The sequence below is a fragment of the Paenibacillus sp. FSL H3-0302 genome, from assembly GCF_037982245.1.
GTDB classification, from domain to species: Bacteria; Bacillota; Bacilli; order Paenibacillales; family Paenibacillaceae; genus Paenibacillus_AQ; species Paenibacillus_AQ odorifer.
Genome location: NZ_CP150284.1, coordinates 1,230,322 through 1,250,015 on the forward strand (window position 1 = coordinate 1,230,322; position 19,694 = coordinate 1,250,015).

General features: G+C 43.7%; 19 protein-coding genes. 12 read left to right on the plus strand and 7 right to left on the minus strand.

Annotated elements, in window-relative coordinates:
- Window positions 1–66 precede the first annotated feature (66 nt).
- From MHH50_RS05370 to MHH50_RS05380, 3 genes are all read left to right on the plus strand, one after another.
- Window positions 67–1,275 (plus strand): MFS transporter, encoded by a 1,209-nt coding sequence (locus MHH50_RS05370; RefSeq protein WP_036676501.1) that lies wholly within the window; start codon window positions 67–69, stop codon window positions 1,273–1,275.
- 298 nt (window positions 1,276–1,573) lie between these two features.
- Complete coding sequence (locus MHH50_RS05375; RefSeq protein ID WP_076303444.1) at window positions 1,574–2,551, plus strand: ring-cleaving dioxygenase; 978 nt, start codon at window positions 1,574–1,576, stop codon at window positions 2,549–2,551.
- Between the two features lie 17 nt (window positions 2,552–2,568).
- Window positions 2,569–3,174: a flavin reductase family protein gene (locus MHH50_RS05380; RefSeq protein WP_076187301.1), complete on the plus strand. Its 606-nt coding sequence runs from the start codon at window positions 2,569–2,571 to the stop codon at window positions 3,172–3,174.
- 67 nt (window positions 3,175–3,241) lie between these two features.
- On the opposite strand, the gene MHH50_RS05385 is transcribed toward MHH50_RS05380, so the two are convergent.
- Both MHH50_RS05385 and MHH50_RS05390 read right to left on the minus strand, forming a co-directional pair.
- The gene (locus MHH50_RS05385; protein ID WP_340034054.1) at window positions 3,242–4,150 is read right to left on the minus strand and encodes an EamA family transporter; all 909 of its coding nucleotides are present in this window, start codon (window positions 4,148–4,150) and stop codon (window positions 3,242–3,244) included.
- A gap of 186 nt (window positions 4,151–4,336) precedes the next feature.
- Entirely contained in the window at window positions 4,337–4,876 is a 540-nt protein-coding gene (locus MHH50_RS05390; RefSeq protein ID WP_036676495.1) for an NADPH-dependent FMN reductase, read from the minus strand.
- Between the two features lie 281 nt (window positions 4,877–5,157).
- Between MHH50_RS05390 and MHH50_RS05395 the strand changes: the two genes are divergently transcribed.
- The 3 genes from MHH50_RS05395 to MHH50_RS05405 all read left to right on the plus strand — a co-directional run bounded on the left by MHH50_RS05395 (window position 5,158) and on the right by MHH50_RS05405 (window position 8,827).
- Window positions 5,158–5,610 carry a MarR family transcriptional regulator gene (locus MHH50_RS05395; RefSeq protein WP_036676493.1) on the plus strand — a complete coding sequence of 151 codons (453 nt, stop codon included), beginning with the start codon at window positions 5,158–5,160 and terminating at the stop codon, window positions 5,608–5,610.
- Window positions 5,611–5,621: 11 nt separating this feature from the next.
- Window positions 5,622–6,833, plus strand: coding sequence for an MFS transporter (locus MHH50_RS05400; protein ID WP_038568957.1), 1,212 nt, complete (start codon window positions 5,622–5,624; stop codon window positions 6,831–6,833).
- 224 nt (window positions 6,834–7,057) lie between these two features.
- A complete protein-coding gene (locus MHH50_RS05405) occupies window positions 7,058–8,827 on the plus strand; it encodes a M3 family oligoendopeptidase (RefSeq protein WP_340034055.1) in 1,770 nt (589 codons plus the stop codon).
- Here MHH50_RS05405 and MHH50_RS05410 read toward each other — a convergent pair.
- Entirely contained in the window at window positions 8,824–10,398 is a 1,575-nt protein-coding gene (locus tag MHH50_RS05410) for a bifunctional UDP-sugar hydrolase/5'-nucleotidase (protein ID WP_340034056.1), read from the minus strand. The genes MHH50_RS05405 and MHH50_RS05410 overlap by 4 nt on opposite strands.
- 177 nt (window positions 10,399–10,575) lie before the next feature.
- On the opposite strand from MHH50_RS05410, the gene MHH50_RS05415 reads away from it, so the two are divergent.
- The 5 genes from MHH50_RS05415 (at window position 10,576) to MHH50_RS05435 (ending at window position 14,971) form a co-directional block, all read left to right on the plus strand.
- The gene (locus tag MHH50_RS05415) at window positions 10,576–11,553 is read left to right on the plus strand and encodes a phosphate/phosphite/phosphonate ABC transporter substrate-binding protein (RefSeq protein ID WP_038568963.1); all 978 of its coding nucleotides are present in this window, start codon (window positions 10,576–10,578) and stop codon (window positions 11,551–11,553) included.
- Between the two features lie 129 nt (window positions 11,554–11,682).
- Complete coding sequence (gene phnC, locus MHH50_RS05420) at window positions 11,683–12,465, plus strand: phosphonate ABC transporter ATP-binding protein (protein ID WP_076187310.1); 783 nt, start codon at window positions 11,683–11,685, stop codon at window positions 12,463–12,465.
- Window position 12,466: 1 nt separating this feature from the next.
- Complete coding sequence (phnE, locus tag MHH50_RS05425) at window positions 12,467–13,258, plus strand: phosphonate ABC transporter, permease protein PhnE (RefSeq protein WP_036676482.1); 792 nt, start codon at window positions 12,467–12,469, stop codon at window positions 13,256–13,258.
- Window positions 13,255–14,058, plus strand: coding sequence for a phosphonate ABC transporter, permease protein PhnE (gene phnE, locus MHH50_RS05430; RefSeq protein WP_036676480.1), 804 nt, complete (start codon window positions 13,255–13,257; stop codon window positions 14,056–14,058). Before phnE (MHH50_RS05425) ends, phnE (MHH50_RS05430) begins: the two co-directional genes overlap by 4 nt.
- Before the next feature lie 181 nt (window positions 14,059–14,239).
- Complete coding sequence (locus tag MHH50_RS05435; RefSeq protein ID WP_036676473.1) at window positions 14,240–14,971, plus strand: ZIP family metal transporter; 732 nt, start codon at window positions 14,240–14,242, stop codon at window positions 14,969–14,971.
- Between the two features lie 96 nt (window positions 14,972–15,067).
- Here the strand turns inward: MHH50_RS05435 and MHH50_RS05440 are convergent, their stop codons facing one another.
- Both MHH50_RS05440 and MHH50_RS05445 read right to left on the minus strand, forming a co-directional pair.
- Window positions 15,068–16,060, minus strand: coding sequence for an aldo/keto reductase (locus tag MHH50_RS05440; protein WP_340034582.1), 993 nt, complete (start codon window positions 16,058–16,060; stop codon window positions 15,068–15,070).
- A gap of 91 nt (window positions 16,061–16,151) precedes the next feature.
- Window positions 16,152–17,000 (minus strand): AraC family transcriptional regulator, encoded by an 849-nt coding sequence (locus tag MHH50_RS05445; protein WP_076130624.1) that lies wholly within the window; start codon window positions 16,998–17,000, stop codon window positions 16,152–16,154.
- A 200-nt stretch (window positions 17,001–17,200) separates the two neighbouring features.
- Here MHH50_RS05445 and MHH50_RS05450 point away from each other — a divergent pair, with 200 nt between their 5' ends.
- The gene (locus MHH50_RS05450) at window positions 17,201–17,752 is read left to right on the plus strand and encodes a general stress protein (RefSeq protein ID WP_076187314.1); all 552 of its coding nucleotides are present in this window, start codon (window positions 17,201–17,203) and stop codon (window positions 17,750–17,752) included.
- Window positions 17,753–17,841: 89 nt separating this feature from the next.
- On the opposite strand, the gene glpX is transcribed toward MHH50_RS05450, so the two are convergent.
- Both glpX and MHH50_RS05460 read right to left on the minus strand, forming a co-directional pair.
- On the minus strand, window positions 17,842–18,837 hold the full coding sequence (gene glpX / locus MHH50_RS05455; RefSeq protein WP_076187316.1) for a class II fructose-bisphosphatase: 996 nt from the start codon (window positions 18,835–18,837) through the stop codon (window positions 17,842–17,844).
- Window positions 18,838–18,881: 44 nt separating this feature from the next.
- The gene (locus MHH50_RS05460; protein WP_340034583.1) at window positions 18,882–19,682 is read right to left on the minus strand and encodes a pyruvate, water dikinase regulatory protein; all 801 of its coding nucleotides are present in this window, start codon (window positions 19,680–19,682) and stop codon (window positions 18,882–18,884) included.
- Window positions 19,683–19,694: the final 12 nt, after the last annotated feature.

Sequence of the window (19,694 nt, forward strand, 5' to 3'; positions counted from 1 at the left end):
TCTAAATGAGTATTATGAGTAAGGTATGTTCATATAAAAATAGAGATAAACAGGATGGAGAGCACCATGAAAACAACACGTCAGAACGCATTGATTTTCTCGTTTACTTTTATGGCTTTTATTCTGGGTACGACGGAGTATATTATTGTTGGTTTACTCTCTGAAATATCCTCAAGCCTCGGAGTTACGCTTGCGACAGCCGGGGGATTGGTATCTGGCTTCGCGATTTCTTATGCCATTGGCACACCAATTATGATGTCCTTGTGCAGCCGTGTTCCGAAACGGATTACGATTCTTGTATCACTTGTATTGATTTTACTGCTAAATTTGTGGAGTGCTGTAACTGGAACTTACAGTATGCTGCTGGTGACTAGAATAGTTACTGCCATACTATGTGGCTTTGTTCTTTCTGTAGCTATTACGGTAGCGAATGAAGCGGTTGATCAGGAGAAGAGAGGCAAGGCGATTGCTACAATTTTGAGTGGTTTTGCTATTGCGAATGTTTTTGGTGTGCCGATCGGTACTTTCGTCGGGCAGTTTTTTAATTGGCCAGCAGCGTTTGTTCTGAATGGGATATTAGCTGGAGTTGCCATAGTCCTAAATTATATCTATATTCCACGCCAATTACCGAAACCTGTGCCTAGCTCGCTTAAGGATCAGATCGGATTGCTCACAAACGGCCGCATTATTCTTGCATTTCTCATTCCGGTTACGGCAGTGGGAGCCGTATTTGTGATGTACACTTACATTACACCTATACTGGAGCAAGTCATGAACGTTCCTAAAAGCTCGGTTAGCGGTGTGCTGTTTGTATACGGAATTGCCACGATTGTCAGCAACTGGATTGGTGGCAAGGTTGCGACCGGGAATGCGGTTAGTAAGCTGAGATTCGTGTTCCTTATCCAAGCTGTGGTCTATGTTATCTTTAGTATGACCGCATCTGTTTCCATTCTAGGAATGATTGTGCTAATGGCTCTAGCCATGATGTCGAGTATTGTGAGCGCCCCTGCGCAGCTCTATTTGATTGACTTAGCTAAGCAGTTCTCACCAAAAACGAAGGATCTTGCTGCCTCATTGAATCCAGTAGCCTCAAACCTGGGAATTGCAGGCGGGTCCGCGATCGGTGGAGTGGTTGCCGGGCATGGAGGATTAATCTCTCTTCCTGTAGCTGCTGCCATCCTGGCGATATTGGCCTGTGTGATTACGTTGATATGTTATAAGATGGATCATCAAAGCCAAGCAGCGGTCATCACTCAGCATCATAACTTAACCTAATGAGATGATATAAAATATCCCGGCTTCATACGAGTTCATTGAACTTGTGTGGAGCTTTTTTTATATGATAAGCTTCAAAGCGTTGACTTCCTACAGATTCAGTGCTAAACTTATCTTAAGTTAAAGATATTTAAAGTGAAGATAAAAAACTCGATGCTATCCACCAAAGAGCTTGTACAGTAGAAAAAGATCTTTTTTTTAAGTAATATCTTAACATTAAGATAATTAAACTAAACCTTTTTGTTCTTGGGAATTATATTACGAGTCAAAATCAACTAAACATTAGGAGTGTATAACAATGAGAAACTTAAAAGGGATTCACCACGTTACAGCCATCACAAGCAGCGCAGAGAAAAATTACAAGTTTTTTACTTACGTGTTAGGTATGCGTCTAGTGAAGAAAACAGTTAATCAAGATGATATTCAGACGTATCATTTGTTTTTTGCAGATGATAAGGGCAGCGCCGGAACAGATATGACCTTCTTTGATTTTCCTAACATCCCTAAAGGGGTTCATGGAACTAACGAGATTGCGAAAACATCCTTCCGGGTACCAACAGATGCTTCATTAGACTACTGGGTTAAGCGTTTTGATCGGCTTGCAGTGAAGCATACCGGCATTAAAGAGCAATTCGGCAAAAAGACATTATCCTTCGTAGATTTCGATGATCAACAGTATCAACTTATTTCAGATGAATTGAATAAAGGTGTCGTATCAGGTACACCGTGGCAAAAAGGGCCTATCCCTTTGGAGTATGCAATAACTGGCTTGGGACCGATCTTTGTACGAATTGCTGACTTCAACTATTTCAAAGAAGTATTGGAGAAAGTGATGTTGTTTAAAGAAATTGCTCAGGAAGAGACGTATCATTTATTTGAAGTTGGCGAAGGCGGAAACGGTGCACAAATTATTGTAGAGCATAATGAGTTCTTACCGAATTCACGCCAAGGTTTTGGGACTGTTCACCATGCTGCTTTCCGTGTAGAGGATCGTGCGATGCTGGACGAGTGGACAGAGCGTTTTGAAGGCTTTGGATTCCAAACTTCAGGATATGTAGATCGTCACTTCTTCGAGTCGTTGTATACACGTGTAGCACCACAAATATTGTTTGAGCTTGCCACTGACGGGCCAGGATTTATGGGAGATGAGGAATATGAAACCGTTGGCGAGAAGCTTTCTTTGCCACCTTTCTTGGAACCTAAACGTGAGCAAATTGAGAAGTTAGTCCGTCCTATTGATACCGTTAGAAGTACGATCGACTTTGTGAAAGAGTGAAGAAGGGGCTGAGGAAATTGATTTCAATGGATCCAAAGCACAACAGTGAGCGGGAAAATTACAAATTATTAATTGGCACTATTATTCCTAGACCTATAGCCTTTGTCACAACACAATCAGAAGAGGGTCTCTTAAATGGTGCACCTTTTAGCTATTTTAATATCGTTTCGTCCAATCCTCCAATGGTTTCATTGGCAATTCAAAGACCAGCAGGGCGTTTAAAAGATACAGCCCGTAATATTTACGATAATCAACAGTTTGTTGTGCATATTGTAGATGAGGAGAATGTTGCGAAGATCAATCAGACTGCAGCCACATTACCTGCTTCTGAAAGTGAAATTGAATTGGCGAATCTTACACCGATTCAAAGTACAAGTGTAGCTGTACCTGGCGTTTTGGAAGCGAAGGTGCGGATGGAGTGCAAGCTTGTTCAAGCAATTCCTCTAGGGGGCGAAGAACCTGGGAGTGACTTGTTTATTGGCGAAATTGTTCAATTCCATATCGATGAATCGATCTATCAGGAGGGGCATATTGACCCGAGAGTTCTAAACGCTGTGAGCCGTTTGGCGGGAAATAATTACGCAACCCTTGGAGAGATTTTTACAATAGATAGGCCGGAATAAGTAACTATAGAATAGACCTGCTAGTAAGCAATGAAGCCTACTTAGCAGGTCTTTTTGTATACCGAAGCTACAGCTCGTCCGCAACCCCCAACAAAGCAATCCCTAGAATCACAAAGATAATAACGGCATATTGTGCCTTGCTTAGTTTTTCTTTGAGGAAGATTCGCGATAATATTACGGAAAAAATGCTGTATGAAGCAATAAGTGCTGCCGCGATAATCGCGTTGCTGGACATAGCAAATACGTAGAAGAATTGTCCGGTCGTTTCCAGAATGGCTGCGAAGCCCTTATCCCGTTCTTTAAATAGGTTGAACTTTACCTTTTTTAAAAATTTCAGGTATGTAAAAGACAAGATGGCACATATAAAGAAGGTGTATTCATACGCGAGCAGAGCTGCTTTTTCACTAATCAGACTAAGTTCATCCAAATAAATAGCATCGGCAAAGGTGCCAAGTCCATCGATTAGGCAGTATAGGATTGGAAAAATGATGGCGATCACGCCAATCTGATATTTTTTATCAATCTGTGTGGCGCTCTTTTGAAGCGCTTGGTGTTCTGCTTTCTTTTCCAAGATGGCGATCCCGATAATGCCCAAGGTGATAACGGCAACACCAACGATTTCAAGCGCCCCTAGCTCATGGGTGAAAAAGATAAATAATAATATCGTCGTTACAGCGCCAGATGAATTTTGTACGGGGGAGGCAATGGATAACTCAATATATCTGAGTCCAATATAACCAACTGCCATCGACAGGATATAGAGTGCAGACACAGGGAAATATCGGATTAAGTCCATAGGATCAAAGGTTAATCCTTGAATGAGCATATAAGCTGTTGCGTGAATACCCATGACTATCCCCACGATAATGATAATCTTAATATGGCTATACCGATCCTGACTATCGGTCCCCTTTTTATAAAATAAGTCGGCCCCTCCCCAAGCGAAGGCTGTTAATAATGCAAACATAAACCACATAATCATTGCTCCTTGCTGTAGATTAAAATCCCCGCCGATTATACCAGATTAGATTCTACACAGGGTGCCCATTTCGTCACACATAAAAAATACACCCTCTAGAATCGACCGGACAAACCAAAGGTTTATCAAATGTCTATTCTAAAGGGTGTACTTCATAACATAACAGAGGGGTAAGGCGCTATCTTAACGTAGAGTTTTCAATGCGCCACTCCAAGCCAAGACTTGATCCAGCATCCCATTAAGATTGGTAAGATGCAGATCCGCTGGTTTAAACACAGTTCCGTTCTCGAAATCAGTGAACAGTGACAATGCAGGGTGTACACGAACGTCTGCTACAGATAGTTCTCCCAAGATTCCGCGTAGATGTTCAGCTGCACGAGCGCCCCCTACGGAACCATAACTTACGATACCTGCTGCTTTATTATTCCAAGCTTCACGGGCATAATCGAGCGCATTTTTCAGTGATGCAGAAATACTGTGGTTATATTCTTGTACGATAAATACGAAACCGTCTAGTGTAGCGAGTTTAGTGTTCCATGCTGTTGCTTGTTCAGTTGCATCAGCCTCACCCAATAGTGGAAGCTTGAAATCTGCAATATCTATGATCTCATAATTAGCATCCCCGCGTGCATCCGCAATCTTTTTAACCCATTCTCCTACTTGCGGGCTTAAACGACCTTGACGAGTACTTCCGAGAATAATACCGATGTTTAATTTTGACATTGTTTGTTCCTCCTCAATTTTTGTTCTACCAAATAGTTTGTCTAGAAATCCCATGAAGTACACAACCTTTAAAAATTATTTATCTCAAGAGTAGTAAACTCTGGTTGTCTTTAAGTTAAGTATCTTTAAGATGAGATAATAATACCGCACACAGTGTGCTTTGTCAAGCAACTTTATAATAGTTAGTTTATAGCTTTGCTTCACCTTTACAAAATTAGTTGTTAGGAATATAATTGTTTAAGCAACTATTAAAACAGTGTTAATTGAGAAGGGATACGATCATGACGACAAAGCATAACCAATCCGAGCTTACGTTAGGATTTATGATGGGCACGACTTATCGTAAATTAAGCATGTTATTTCAAAGTGGGCTGAAAGAACATGATATAACACCAGAGCAATGGTCAGTCCTTTTTCATATTGACAGAACGGAAGGTTTGATTCAGAAGGACATTGCTAAGCGCTCTGGTAAGGATAAGCCAACTACAACGCGAATTCTGGATCATTTGGAAGGAAAGGGACTGATTTACAAAAGAACCGGTGAGAACGATCGGCGTTCTTTTAAAGTCTATATTACGGAAAAAGGAAGGTCTCTGGTGAAGGAAACCGTTCCTATTGAAGATAAGGTGACAGAAGAGATTATGAACTGTATTTCTAGTAAGGAATATGAGTTGCTCATGGAATTGCTGCTAAGAATAAACAATCATGTAGATCAAATAACAGATGGAGAGTAGGAAGGCAAGTTATGTTAGAACAACAAGAACTACGTACGAAATTATGGACCAAATCTTTTATTGCTTTAACGATTAGTGCTTTATTTTTATTTATGAATTTACAGATGTTGTTATCTTCATTTCCGTCTTACGTAAAAAGCGAATTTCAGGCCGGAGATATCATGGTCAGCCTCGTTACCAGCGTCTTTGCATTAACTGCGATCGCTTCACGTTTTATGACCGCTTTTCTGATGCGAAAGGTTAGCCGCAATGTATTATTATATATTGGTTTAGCAATTGCCGCCGCTATAACTGGCCTTTATGTTGTAGCAGATTCCATTGGCTCGCTGCTGCTGATGCGTGTGGGCTATGGGATTGGATTCGGGATTGCCAGCACGATTATTCCAACGATTGTTTCGCAGATTATTCCGAGCAAAAGAATGGGTGAAGGGATAGGTTATTTCGGTTTATCTACCAGCCTGGCGATGTCGATCGGTCCAATGATTGGCTTGAATGTGATGAAACAATCGGGTTTTGGAACACTGGCTATGATCGGTATGGTAACCTTACTTCTTGCTTTTCCAGTACTTTTATTTTCTCGTTCACTTCCAGCTCAACCGAAAAAACAGCCTACCCCAACTCAAAGCGAATCCACCAAACCTCTCAAGGTTCCGTTTAATACAAAGTTAGTATTGCCTGCCATTCTAAATGTCATGTTGGCAATTACCTACGGGGGATTGCTAAGCTTTATCGCTTTATTCGGCGAATCAGTTCATCTGGAGCAAGTGGGTTTGTTCTTTTTATTTAATGCGGTTACGATCATCATTATAAGACCTATCTCCGGCAGATTATTTGATAAAAGAGGACCAGCTTCTGTCCTAATTCCGGCGGCGGTTTGCGTCGTTGCAAGCTTAACTGTGCTTTCTTATACGACCTCTATGCCAATGCTCATCGTTTCTGCACTGCTATATGGACTTGGTTTCGGTGCTATTCAGCCAACGATCCAGGCTTGGATGCTTCGCACCTCAACACCTGCACAATATGGTATGGCCAACAGTATGTTTTATAACTCAACGGATTTGGGTGTAGCCAGCGGAGCCATTATTCTGGGGGCAATCTCGGCAGCAACTGATTATGGGATAATGTATCGTTATTCGGCTGGATTTATGGTGTTGTTCCTTATCGTGTATGTGGGAATTCAGATTAACAAGGCTAGAGTGAATCCTTCAACCTTAAGTCAATAGGGTTCGGAGATTAAGCCAATCTTTATCTACTATTCATATTATTTTAAGCTAACAGGGTTATAGTAATCACATAACCCCCTTATAATATAGACTTTGACCCTGCCGGACGTTGGCAGGGTCCTTTTTTTGTGTATGAAGAGAAGAAGTACATTATGTCGATGCACTTTTCTGGCAGGATGGATTATGCTTAGAAGAATAGGAATCGAAGGGGGAGAGATTTGCGGATGAATATGACATGGAACTTAGATAGTTTATATCCTTCCTTTGAATCGGAGCAGTTAAAAAGGGATCGGAAGCTACTGAGCCAGCATATACAAGATTTAAAGCGGTGGGCTGAGCACCATTTGAAAGTAAAAGACGTTACAACCATGCCTGTGGAGGGCTTTTTAAGAATTTATAATGATTATAAAAGCATATATGTATGCTTGTTAGCTTATGCAGAGTTAACACTCAGCGCAGATCGTGGCTCCGAGGAAGCCATGAATCTTGCTGATGATATTGAGGAGGCCAATTCAGAAATCATCGGGGTAGTTGTGGCTTTTAAGCGCTGGTTTAGCACTTGTGATCATATGGATGAGCTTATCGATGGCTCACCTTATCTAATGGAGCATCAATTTTATTTGCGAGAACTCCTGTTACAATCCCGCTATGAGTTAAGCGAAGAACTTGAAATGGCTATAGCCAAAATGCAGAGTACAGGATCCAAAGCATGGAGCAGACTGTATATGGAGAGGACTTCAAGTGCACTTGCAGATTTAGTGGTAGATGGGGAAACTAGACAAGTGACACTTGCGGAGCTAAGAAGTATGGCTTATGAGAATAATGCCAGCTTAAGAAAAGCTGCTTATGAAGCGGAGGCAGAAGCCTGTAGTCTTATTGCTGAGGTCTGCGCAGCCAGCTTAAATGGCATTAGTGGTGAGGCGCTGACGATTTATGGCATGCGGGGTTATCAATCTTCTCTGGAAAAAGTGTTAGTCGCTTCGAGAATGGACAGTGAGACTTTAGCCGCTATGCTCACTGCTCTTCGGGAGAGCCTGCCAGCCTTTCATACCTATTATCAAAAGAAAGCCGAGCTGCTGGGACATCCGGCAAAGCTGCCTTTTTACGATATTTTTGCACCAGTCGGTGTAGAAAACGGGAAAATTACATACGCTAACGCCAAAGATACAATCATTTTGAGCTTCGCAACCTTTAGTGAGGAACTGTCTTGTTTTGCTCAGAAGGCTTTTGATCAGCAATGGATTGATGCAGAACCTAGATCCGGCAAAGGGGGTTATGGACTTTGCATCGATATTTTCCCGATTGGCGAGAGCAGAATTATGACCCAGTTCACCGGAAATGCTATAGATATTAGTATCCTTGCCCATGAGCTCGGCCATGCCTATCATAGCTCCTGTCTGGCTAATGAAACGATGCTGAATACGGATTACCCGATTCCGATTGCTGAAACGGCTTCGATTTTTTGTGAGACGATAGTGAACCATGCCATAATTACAAATTCAACGGAGAAGGAAGCTCTGCTTATTCTGGAGAGAAGTATTTCTGATGCCGGTTATTATCTTGTAGACTTTTATGCCCGTTATTTATTTGAGATCAAATTATATGAGAGAAGAGCATTAGGCCCGCTGTCTGTTCAAGAGCTAAATGAATTGATGATTGCCTGTATGGTGGAAGCCTATGGTGAGGGCATTGACCCGGGTACAATCCATCCGTACATGTGGATGAACAAAGCTGGATATTTTATGGCTAGTAATGAATTTTTGAATTTCCCGTATTCCTTTGGTTTGTTATTCTCTAAAGGACTGTACGCGGAATATTTAAAGAGGGGCGAAGAGTTCGCCCCTAAGTATCGCCAGTTCCTTAGGGATACCAGCAAACATAATATTGTTGATGTAGCAAAAACAATGGATCTAGATGTTCACTCCGTCGACTTCTGGAGAAGTGCATTGAAGTTAATAGAGAGCGACATTGGGGTGTTCATCGCTAAAGCCTAAACAACTCTCCAATTATGGTCACAGGTAGCTTCAATTTGGCCATGCTTTTCAATGTAGTCCGTGACAATTTCAGATATGTCGATCATAATTTCTTGAACAATCGGTTTACCCTTATACATCTCATAATCTCCGCCACCGCTGGCTCTATAATTGTTCATAACAACCTCATATTCTTTAGAGTCCTCTATAGGCTGACCTTGGTACAGCAGATGGAGGACTCTTTCGCCTACAGGTCTAGAGGTATCAAGCTCGTATTGTATTCCTTCCCACATATCATAATTGTAATGCTGCGGTTTAGGCTCGATGTAGGCGGGGTTAACGATTATTCCGTTTTCGTCTTGTTGGAAATAGTTAGCGGTTTGTTCTAAGGCCTCTCTAATATCTTGTCCTGTCAGTCTTAGGACGGTTAAGGTGTTGGGATAAATGAAGTTCGATAAAATGTCTCTGCGTGTGATGGTTTCGCTGAAACCCTTGCAATCGTTACTGAGTAAGGCTGCTGTAGAAATATCTATGCCAGTAGCCTCCATTTGTACCTTATTCATAAATTCTATAAAAGGGTGGTCAGCTAAGCGGCATTCATCAGCACTGGAAATAGACAGGTCCCCGATAACCGTTCCTATTCTCTCATCCAGCCAAGTTTGTGTTTCTGATTCAAGAGTACTGCTCAGCTCTAGGATTATTTCATCTGCAGCTGTTGTCTCATTAGCGTTAAGGAGCTCGGCATGTTTACGCTGAATCTTCCAGTGTGTATTTTCTTTTTGGAAAATAACCGAAATTTTACCGAGGGAAAGTCCATTACAACCAGGTTGTATGATTGTAACACCGTTCAACTCCCCAGCTATGGAGCGGTGCTGATGTCCGGTAATTAGCACATCTATGCCCTCTACCTCTGTACACATGGCGTAGGCTTGATTCTCCCCCGTTAGTTTTTCTACAGGTTCTCCACTGCTTAGATCGCGTTCGAATCCGCCGTGGTAAGCTACAACGAGCAGATCAGGCTGCTCTTCTGCCCGTATAATGGCACACCAATGTTTTACAGTCTCTAGCGAATCCTCAAATTGAAGCCCTTCAATATGGCTAGGGTTCTCCCAGTGGGGGATGTAATGCGTCGTAACCCCTAGAACGGCTACTTTGATTTTATCTACCCATTTGATGATATAGGGTTTACCAAAGGCGGGTTGATTTGTCGTGTTATCTATAATTCCAGCTGATAACCAAGGAAAGCGGGAATCCTGAACGGCTTTATTCAGCAGAGTTTTGCCAAAATTGAATTCATGGTTGCCAATAATTGCAGCGTCATATTTCAATTCATTTAGTGCAGCTATACCCGGATTCAGCTCATTACTATAATGTGTAGCTGCATAATAAGTTAACGGTGTGCCTTGAATAAGATCACCGTTATCTATAAGGATCAGCTCAGGAGTATGGGATCTTTCTTGTTTAATGAGGGTAGCAATTGTTGCTAAGCCTGCTGGTCGTTTCTCCCCCGTGCGGTAATCGACGGGCCCAAAATGTCCATGTAGATCACTTGTTACGAGGATTTCACAGGTTATTGAATTCTCTTTATTCATAGGTAGCCCCTCCTGATAATAAGTTCAGACCTCATTCTAGCAGATAATTGGCTAACTTTAAGAGATTGGAATAAATTTTACATATATTTGATGCTTGGTTGCTATTGATTTAATAAAACACATCTATAGTTTAGAAGTACTCAAAAATAAAAATAGAAAACAGTGGAGGTCTTTCGTTTGAGAAAAATCAGTAAATTCGTATTGCCGCTAATGATGTCTATTACATTGCTTAGTGGTTGTGGCGCTAACAACACTACAAATAATGCAAACCAAGGATCGACGGACGGGGCAAATGCACCGAAGGAAACGGCAGCTCCTGTAGCAGAGGGTTATGTTCCAGAGAAGCTTACTGTACAATTTGTTCCTTCTCAAAATGCAGATACGCTCGAAGCTAAAGCGAAACCTCTTGAAAAATTACTGGGTGACAAGCTCGGTATTCCTGTAGAAGTAAGTGTCTCTACTGATTACAACACCGTTATCGAAGCTATGGCCTCTAAAAAAGTGGATGTAGGTTTCCTTCCTCCAACTGCTTACGTGTTAGCTAAAGAAAAAGGAGCAGCTGAGGTTATTCTTCAGGCTCAACGTTTTGGTGTAAATGATGAAACCGGTGGTCCAACAGATGAATTAGCGGATTTCTATAAATCTATGATTATCGTCAAGAAGGATTCTGCGATCAAATCGGTTGCCGATTTGAAAGGTAAAAAAATTGCCTATCAAAACGTTACATCCTCAGCAGGTTTTGTATGGCCGGCTGCAACACTAATGGATGCAGGACTTGATCCGCTGAAGGATGTACAAGCCATTACGGTTAAAGGTCATGATCAAGGCGTGCTTGCTGTGCTGAATGGTGACGTAGATGCAGCAGCTATTTTCCAAGATGCCCGGAACACGGTCGTTAAGGATTATCCAAAAGTGTTTGAAGATACTCAAGTTCTCGCCTTTACTGATAAAATTCCTAACGATACGATTTCGGTCCGTTCAGATATGAATAAAGAATGGATAGAAAAAATCCAGCAGGCATTCATTGATATCGCAGCTGACACAGAAGGCCATGAGATTATCAAAGACATTTACTCTCATGAAGGTTATGTGAAATCACAAGACAGCAACTTTGACATTGTTCGCGAATACAACAGTAAAGTAAAAACAGAGTAGAACAGGCCGTTCAAGGATACAACGATGTTGGTGTATAACAGGCATTAAGGATAGCCAGCTCCGGATTCCCCCCCGGATCTGGCTATCTCTTTTATACGAATATACGAAAACACATAAAGGGATGATTTCATGATAGAGCTTCGTAATGTATCCAAAACGTATCTAAACGGAACCAAAGGATTAAACAACATTAACCTGACCATTCCAGCCGGAGAATTTGTAGCTATTGTTGGTCTTTCGGGAGCAGGGAAGTCGACCTTGCTGCGTTCCATTAACCGGCTTCATGATATTTCCGAAGGTAATATTCTTATTAACGGGCAGTCCATCACGAATGCAAAAGGAAGCCGGCTACGAATGATCCGTAGGAATATCGGAATGATCTTTCAAAGCTTCAACTTAGTGAAACGTACGACGGTGCTTCGTAATGTTTTGGCAGGACGGGTGGGCTATCATTCCACACTGCGGACGATACTTGGCAGATTCCCACAAAAGGATATCGATTTAGCCTTCGAATCCCTTGATCGGGTAAATATCGCCGAGAAGGCCTATACACGTGCAGATCAGCTATCTGGAGGTCAGCAGCAACGTGTTGCTATTGCCCGTGTTCTTGCACAGGAGGCACAGATTATCCTCGCAGATGAACCTGTAGCTTCACTAGATCCGCTCACAACCAAGCAGGTTATGGATGATCTAAAGAAGATTAATATGGAACTCGGGATTACGACCATTGTGAATTTGCATTTTATTGATCTGGCTAGAGAATACGCTACCCGGATTATCGGGCTCCGGGCAGGAGAGGTTGTCTTCGATGGTCCTGTATCAGAGGCAACTGATGAGAGGTTTGCTGAGATTTACGGCAGACCGATTCATCAGGATGAGTTGTTGGGTGAGCCTGTAGTCGGAGGCGTGTGAGATGAGTGTAAATGCAGAGAAGCTACATCCCAAACCGCCAAGAAAGATAAAACATTATTTCACAGCCATTATATTAGTAGTATTACTGTGGAGAAGTGCTGTCTTAACCGATTCATCCTTCGGGGAGCTGATCTCCGGTCTGCCGAATATGCTTGATTTGCTTAAGGAAATGTTTCCCCCGAACTGGGGGTATTTTGACAACATTATAGATGCGATGCTGGAGACGATCCGGATGGCGCTGGTTGGCACAACGTTTGGTGCCATTCTTGCGGTTCCGGTTGCGCTGTTGTGTGCAAGCAATATTACGCAAAGCCGTTGGCTTCATTATCCGGTCCGTATGCTGCTGAACCTGATCCGTACGATTCCCGATCTGCTGTTGGCTTCTATCTTTGTGGCTATTTTCGGCCTCGGTGCGCTTCCTGGGATATTTGCATTGACGATATTTTCGTTGGGGCTGATCGCTAAGCTTACCTATGAAACGATGGAGACGATTGATCAAGGACCTTTGGAAGCAATGACTTCAGTGGGGGCTAATAAGATTCAACGCATTATGTTCGGAGTCATTCCACAGGTACAGGCTCATTTTATGTCTTATGTCCTATATGCCTTCGAGATTAATGTTCGTGCTGCGGCGGTTTTAGGTCTGGTAGGAGCGGGTGGGATCGGCCACTATTATGAAGTCACCCTAGGCTTTTTGGAATACGATAAGACTTGCACCATCATCTTGTTCACATTAGCAGTAGTACTGATTATTGATTATGTAAGCACTAAGCTGCGGGAGAAATTAATATGAGTAAATCATGGAATACCCTTGTCCCTAAACCCCGTAAAAATCGTTTTCGTTGGCTGATTTATGTAGCCCTAGCCGCGTTATATATTTGGGCTTTTTCGGGAGTGCCGTTTAATGGATTCAAAGAAACCGCCGGGATCATTACTAAAGCAATTTTTGCCGGGATATTCTCACCTGACTGGGCCTTCGTTTATTTACCAGATGGGGAGGATCTCCTGCGGGGATTGCTCGAGACGTTAGCTATTTCAATCCTAGGCACTTTTATCTCGACCTTTTTATGTATTCCTTTTGCATTTTGGGCTGCAGTTAACATGAGCAAGGGAAAGGTAATTTCAGGTTCCGGCAAGCTGATGTTGAGCTTTATACGAACCTTCCCTGAGATTATTATGGCTTTGTTATTTATCAAGGCTGTTGGACCGGGTTCTTTTGCAGGTGTGCTGGCTCTGGGACTACATTCGGTGGGCATGCTCGGCAAATTGTTCGCGGATGAGATTGAGAATATCGACAACGGTCCACTCGAAGCTTTAATTTCTTCTGGTGCCAGCCGCATGCAGGTATTGTGGTTTGCGGTGTTGCCGCAGGTACTGCCGGGATTCTTATCCTATACCTTATATAGATTCGAAATTAACGTTCGTTCGGCTACGATTCTAGGTGTGATTGGAGCAGGGGGGATCGGCACACCGTTAATCTTCGCGCTCAGTTCACGGAATTGGGACCGCGTGGGGATTATACTGCTAGGTATCATTGCGATGATCACAATTATTGATTTGATTTCCGGCAAGATCCGGAAGAAGCTGGTGTAACCGAGTTGCATAATGATATGTGAGACAAAGACCTCCTTAGGGTATGAACCGAACCTAGGGGAGGTCTTTTATGATATGATCCATACTATATTGGACCATTCGAAAATGTATGAAAAAGTAATAATTATTTTTTCTGAAACATATGTTGGTCTATCCGACTTGTACCAAAGGAGTTGAAGGTTTGGAATCTGCGCTTATTGGCAGCTTTGTATCGGCAATGGCTACCGTTCTTGGAGCATTTCCGATCCTGTTCGTGAAGAGGTTATCCGAGAAGTGGAAAGATATCCTCGTAGCCTTCACTGCGGGGATTATGGTGTCCGCCTCCACGTTTGGACTCATGCCGCAATCGATCAAAGAATCGGGGATCATCGCTTTAACCTTGGGCTTGATTACCGGAGTGCTGCTGCTTGATTTAATTGAAAATAACATCCCGCATATCGATGTGGAGAATAAGCCCGGTTATACCAATATGGATTCAAAAGCGCTGCTTGTTATGATTGCGCTGTTCATCCACAACATACCAGAAGGCCTCAGTACAGGTTTCAGTTATGCCAGCGAACAGGCCAGTTTAGGTCCTACCGTGGCGATTGCCATTGGCGCACAGAATATGCCGGAAGGTTTGATTCTTGCGGTCTTTCTGATGAATTCGCGAACTAGCAAGCTAAAAGCCTTAGGAATCGTTACGCTTACCGGCTTAATGGAGATGGTATCTGCGGTGATCGGGTATTTTACTGCCAGTTACCTGCATAATGTTGTGGGTTATGGTCTCGCTTTTGCAGCCGGAGCTATGCTCTTTATCGTCTACAAGGAGCTGATTCCGGAGAGTCATGGCCATGGTTATGAGCGGCCTTCGACGTATTCTTTTATTTTTGGATTATTGATCATGGTGTACATCACGCAGATATTTGGGTGAGCAATTAACTCTAATCTATAAAAAAGAAGACCAATGAAATGCCAGAGCAGCTTTAAGCTGCCTGACCTCATTGGTCTTTGCTGTTATAACTAAGCTTTATCCCCGCAGAATTGCCTCAATTTGCTCTAGTTCTTCAGCGCTAAGCTCTGGGGCATTTAAGGAAGCGACGGCATCTTCAATCTGGCTTACCTTACTTGCGCCGATCAATGCAGAAGTTACTTTGTCTCCACGGAGTACCCAAGATAACGCTAGCTGAGACATTTTTTGTCCACGTGCAGCAGCAATCTCGTTCAGTTTGCGAACCTTGCCGATCGCCTCTTCAGTAATGGCATTCTCAGACAGGAATAAACTTGGACCAGCGGCACGGGAATCAGGAGCGATTCCGTTTAGATAGCGATCGGTCAGTATGCCACCTTGTAGCGGGGAGAACACAATGGAGCCGATGCCTTCTTCAGACAATACATCCTGCAAGCCATCTTCAATCCAGCGGGACATCATGGAATAGTTTGGCTGATGAATCAGGCATGGTGTGCCTAGTCGACGCAGAATTTGTGCCGCTTCGCGTGTTTGTTCAGGTCCGTAATTCGAAATCCCGACATACAGCGCTTTACCTTGGCGTACCACGAGGTCCAGCGCAGCCATGGTTTCTTCCAGTGGTGTATTTGGATCTGGGCGGTGGTGATAGAAAATATCAACATAATCCAGTCCCATACGTTTTAAGCTTTGATCTAGGCTGGAGACGAGATATTTTTTGGAGCCCCATTCACCATAAGGACCAGCCCACATATAATAACCAGCTTTAGTAGAGATAACCATCTCATCACGATAAGGGGTCAGATCCTTTTTAAGAATTTGGCCAAAACTTTCTTCGGCGGAGCCTGCGGGTGGACCGTAATTATTGGCAAGGTCAAAATGAGTGATTCCAAGATCAAAAGCTCTTCTTACCATGGCGCGGCCATTCTCAAATAAGTCGTTGCCGCCAAAGTTATGCCATAGACCAAGCGAGATCGCTGGCAGGAGTAGACCGCTCTTTCCGGTGCGATTATATTTCATATTGTCATATCTGGTAGCGCTTGCGTTATACATGATTTATTCCTCCTATAAACACTTATTACTTAGTACGTTACGTCCTTATTGTAGCGAAAGATCGCGGACAAACGTATGTCAGCAAGGAAGAAGTTTATAGTACAATGTCATTTTCGAGATGACGGCTACGGTATTCTTTTGGCGAACAACCTTTCACCTTCTTGAACATCCGTGAAAAGAGTAAGGGGTCCTGATAGCCCACAGAACGTGAGATTTCACCAATCGTGCATAAGGTCTCTGTCAGCAGCTCGCACGCCTTAGCGATGCGGAAATTTAATAAATACTGCTGGGGTGGCATACCTATTGTCCGTTTGAACAAGGAGGATAAATATTTGCGATCCAGCTTGAGCGAAGAGGACATCATCTCAACCGAAATATTTTCACAATAATGTGTATGCAAAAAGTGCAGGCATTGCTCGACGTAAATACTCTTTTGACGTGGTAAAGGAAGTACATCTGGAACTGCTGGCACCGCTCGAAGTAACAGAGAAAAGAACTCATACATAATTGCTTTTAGAGGTAGATCCAGACTGTCCGAAGCTTCAGCTGCTTGTGTCAGGAGCTCGTATAAATTCGGCATAAGCTGCTCATCCATTGGAAAGATCGGGTGCTCAGGTGACAAGGCGGTTTTGGCCAAAATATAATCAACCTGCTCCCCGGTAAAAGCTACCCAAGAATAGGCCCATGGATTTGCTATGTCTGCTGTGTAGGCAGTTACGATATGCGGATAGGTGAGAAAAGCTTGTCCTGGCTTAAGATAATGGGTCTGTTCACCCACAGTAACTTCACCTGTTCCTGCATGGATAAAATGTATTTTATATACGTCACGAACCCCAGGCCCAAAAAAATGCCCGGGAAGACACTGCTCCCGCCCCCAGTAATGGAGATGCAGGTCGGGATTGCCTCGGAAGGGACGCTCAGAATTATAGTTAAATATCGCCATGGATGATTCCTTCTCTTTCTTCTATAGAGTTAATCAAGGTAGTTGTACCCGCTTACTTTTATTATACAGCATATTTTATAAGGAATATTAACTCGGAATTGCAGACAATTCAAAGATCGTAGTTTATCCTTGTCCAGTTTGGTTAAGTAAGCTATGAAGCTGAACGTATGAGCTAACTACATCAATAGGAGGTAATGGAGATGAATAAGAGAATAGTGGGTGTCTTTGCTGCCGAATACGAAGCTTCGCGAGCTATTGAGGAGTTGAAGCGTCAGGGTTGTAGGACAGAGGATATTTCGATTATCGCGAGAAATAAAGCGGATGAGGAAACTCTTAGAGACGAGTCGGGAACCGTGGCCCCGGAAGGTATGGCTACAGGTGCAGCTACTGGTGGTCTGCTGGGTGGAGTAACAGGGCTGCTGATGGGAATTGGCGCTTTGGCTATTCCTGGTATTGGACCTATTATTGCAGCCGGACCTCTTGCGGCAACACTAGCCGGAGCGGCGATAGGCGCAGGCAGTGGCGGGTTAGTCGGCGGGCTTATTGGCCTTGGCATCCCTGAAGAGGAAGCAGAGAGCTATGATAATTACGTGGATGAAGGTCATATTCTAGTAATGGTGGATGTGGAAGGCGAGCAGAAGGAGCAAGAAGCGAAACAAATCTTCGCAAAGTATAACAGCCTGAACGCAGAACGCTTTGAGAAAGTTGCTAATATAGATCCATTAGCGAGTGAACGTATTGGAAATAAATAAGAAGCAATTAGCATTCAGTGTAAAAAAACAAAACAGGCTATCTCACTAGCAAAGGATACTGCTAGTGAGATAGCCTGTTTTTTGCAGTTTTATAGAGAGACAGCATTTTGCCTAACGGTTAGCGCAGTCGGTATTTCTTTTCCTGGCAGGAAATGAATGCTGCGGATATAGCGGATCGTCCCGCTCTGTGCCCGCATAATTACCGAATGTGTCTCCGCGCGTTCTTTACCGATGAAACGGACGCCGTTTAGGAACTCACCTGACGTTACACCCGTGGCGGCAAAGAGGACGTCGCCCGTGCCAACCATGTCTTCCATGTATAGCACTCGCGTTGGATTGGCAATTCCCATGCGTACACAGCGCTGTAGCTCTACTGGTCCATCCGGGAGCAATCTGCCCTGCATTTCACCACCAAGGCATTTCAGTGCAGCGGCAGCAAGAACACCTTCGGGTGCTCCACCGGAACCCATATATAAATCGACATCGCTGTCTGGCAGTGCAGCCGCAATAGCGCCAGCGACATCTCCGTGACCAAGCAGCTTAATTCGTACCCCGGCTTCACGCAGGCTATTAATCAGCTGCTCATGCCGTTTACGATCCAGCACCATTACGGTTAACTCGGAGAGGGATTTGCCAGTGTAATGGCAGGCTTTTTGCAGAGTGATCTCTACAGGGTCCTCGAGTCTAAGCTTACCGGCAAGCTCGGGCCCGCAGGCTAACTTCTCCATATAAATGTCCGGGGCATGCAGCAGGCTGCCTTTATCTGCTATAGCAATAACAGATTGCGCATTATGCAGGCCGCAGGCAACAACCTCAGTTCCTTCGAGAGGATCGACGGCTACATCGACAGCGGGACCTTTTTGGTTCCCGACTTTCTCACCAATATAGAGCATTGGAGCATCATCCATCTCTCCTTCACCTATCACAACAGTTCCGTCGATGGACACAGAATCGAACATGGAACGGATCGCAGTCGTGGCTGCATCATCTGCCGCATTTTTATCGCCCCGCCCAATCCAACGAGCCGAGGATAAAGCACCTAGTTCAGTTACCCGTACAATCTCAAGGGCCAGTTCGCGCTCCATTCTAATTCCCTCCAGTGCATTCTATATATTTTGTAAACTGAAATTTAGATATAACCCATAATAATACCAGCGGTTTCTTCTATAGCCTTGTCGGTAATATCAATTACAGGACAGCCCAGCTTGTTGAACAATGAAGCGGCGTATTCCATCTCTTCGGTGATCCGCTCCAGACTTGCATATTGGGAACCTGTCGGTAATCCGAGAACCTTAAGCCGCTCAGAGCGGACCTTCAGCATGTACTCGGGTTTCATGGTTAATCCAATAAGCCGGTTCGGCGGCAAGCTTAATAGTTCTTGCGGAGGACTAATCTCCGGGATAATCGGATAGTTAACGACTTTTTTTCCTCTATGGGCCAAAAAGATGCTAAGCGGTGTCTTTGAAGTACGGGACATGCCCAGCAGAACGATATCGGCTTTGAGCATGGCGCCCAGATCACGGCCGTCATCACAGGCGACGGTGAATTCTATAGCTTCTATGCGGCGGAAATAATTCTCGTCTAGCTGGTGGAGAAGACCTGGCCGCTGCTGAGGAGCATCGTCGAAGGTATCAATGAAGGCCTGCATCATAGGGCCCATGATATCAACGATCCGCAAATCAAGACGTACCGCTTCCTCGCGGATCATTTCTCTTAATTCTGGCTGCACTAATGTATAGGCGACAAAACCTTGATGCTGAGCTGCTTCTTCCATAAGCTTGCGTAGCTCGTCTTCATGCCTAATATTGCCGTATCTTTTAATGGTGACCTGCTGATTCTGAAATTGGTGAATAACGGCCTGCACGACAGCCTCTGCCGTATCTCCTATAGAATCCGAGCATATCGTTATTAAGTTGGAAGATTGCTCGATGCTCATGGGTTC

Excerpts from the sequence above, each read along its gene's own strand:
- glpX (WP_076187316.1), bottom strand. The coding sequence starts at position 18,837 with ATGGAGCGCGAACTGGCCCTTGAGATTGTACGGGTAACTGAACTAGGT.
- MHH50_RS05385 (WP_340034054.1), bottom strand. The coding sequence starts at position 4,150 with ATGTGGTTTATGTTTGCATTATTAACAGCCTTCGCTTGGGGAGGGGCC.
- MHH50_RS05395 (WP_036676493.1), top strand. The coding sequence starts at position 5,158 with ATGACGACAAAGCATAACCAATCCGAGCTTACGTTAGGATTTATGATG.
- MHH50_RS05390 (WP_036676495.1), bottom strand. The coding sequence starts at position 4,876 with ATGTCAAAATTAAACATCGGTATTATTCTCGGAAGTACTCGTCAAGGT.
- phnE (WP_036676480.1), top strand. The coding sequence starts at position 13,255 with ATGAGTAAATCATGGAATACCCTTGTCCCTAAACCCCGTAAAAATCGT.
- MHH50_RS05400 (WP_038568957.1), top strand. The coding sequence starts at position 5,622 with ATGTTAGAACAACAAGAACTACGTACGAAATTATGGACCAAATCTTTT.
- MHH50_RS05410 (WP_340034056.1), bottom strand. The coding sequence starts at position 10,398 with ATGAATAAAGAGAATTCAATAACCTGTGAAATCCTCGTAACAAGTGAT.
- MHH50_RS05445 (WP_076130624.1), bottom strand. The coding sequence starts at position 17,000 with ATGGCGATATTTAACTATAATTCTGAGCGTCCCTTCCGAGGCAATCCC.
- MHH50_RS05450 (WP_076187314.1), top strand. The coding sequence starts at position 17,201 with ATGAATAAGAGAATAGTGGGTGTCTTTGCTGCCGAATACGAAGCTTCG.
- MHH50_RS05405 (WP_340034055.1), top strand. The coding sequence starts at position 7,058 with ATGAATATGACATGGAACTTAGATAGTTTATATCCTTCCTTTGAATCG.
- MHH50_RS05375 (WP_076303444.1), top strand. The coding sequence starts at position 1,574 with ATGAGAAACTTAAAAGGGATTCACCACGTTACAGCCATCACAAGCAGC.
- phnC (WP_076187310.1), top strand. The coding sequence starts at position 11,683 with ATGATAGAGCTTCGTAATGTATCCAAAACGTATCTAAACGGAACCAAA.
- MHH50_RS05370 (WP_036676501.1), top strand. The coding sequence starts at position 67 with ATGAAAACAACACGTCAGAACGCATTGATTTTCTCGTTTACTTTTATG.
- phnE (WP_036676482.1), top strand. The coding sequence starts at position 12,467 with ATGAGTGTAAATGCAGAGAAGCTACATCCCAAACCGCCAAGAAAGATA.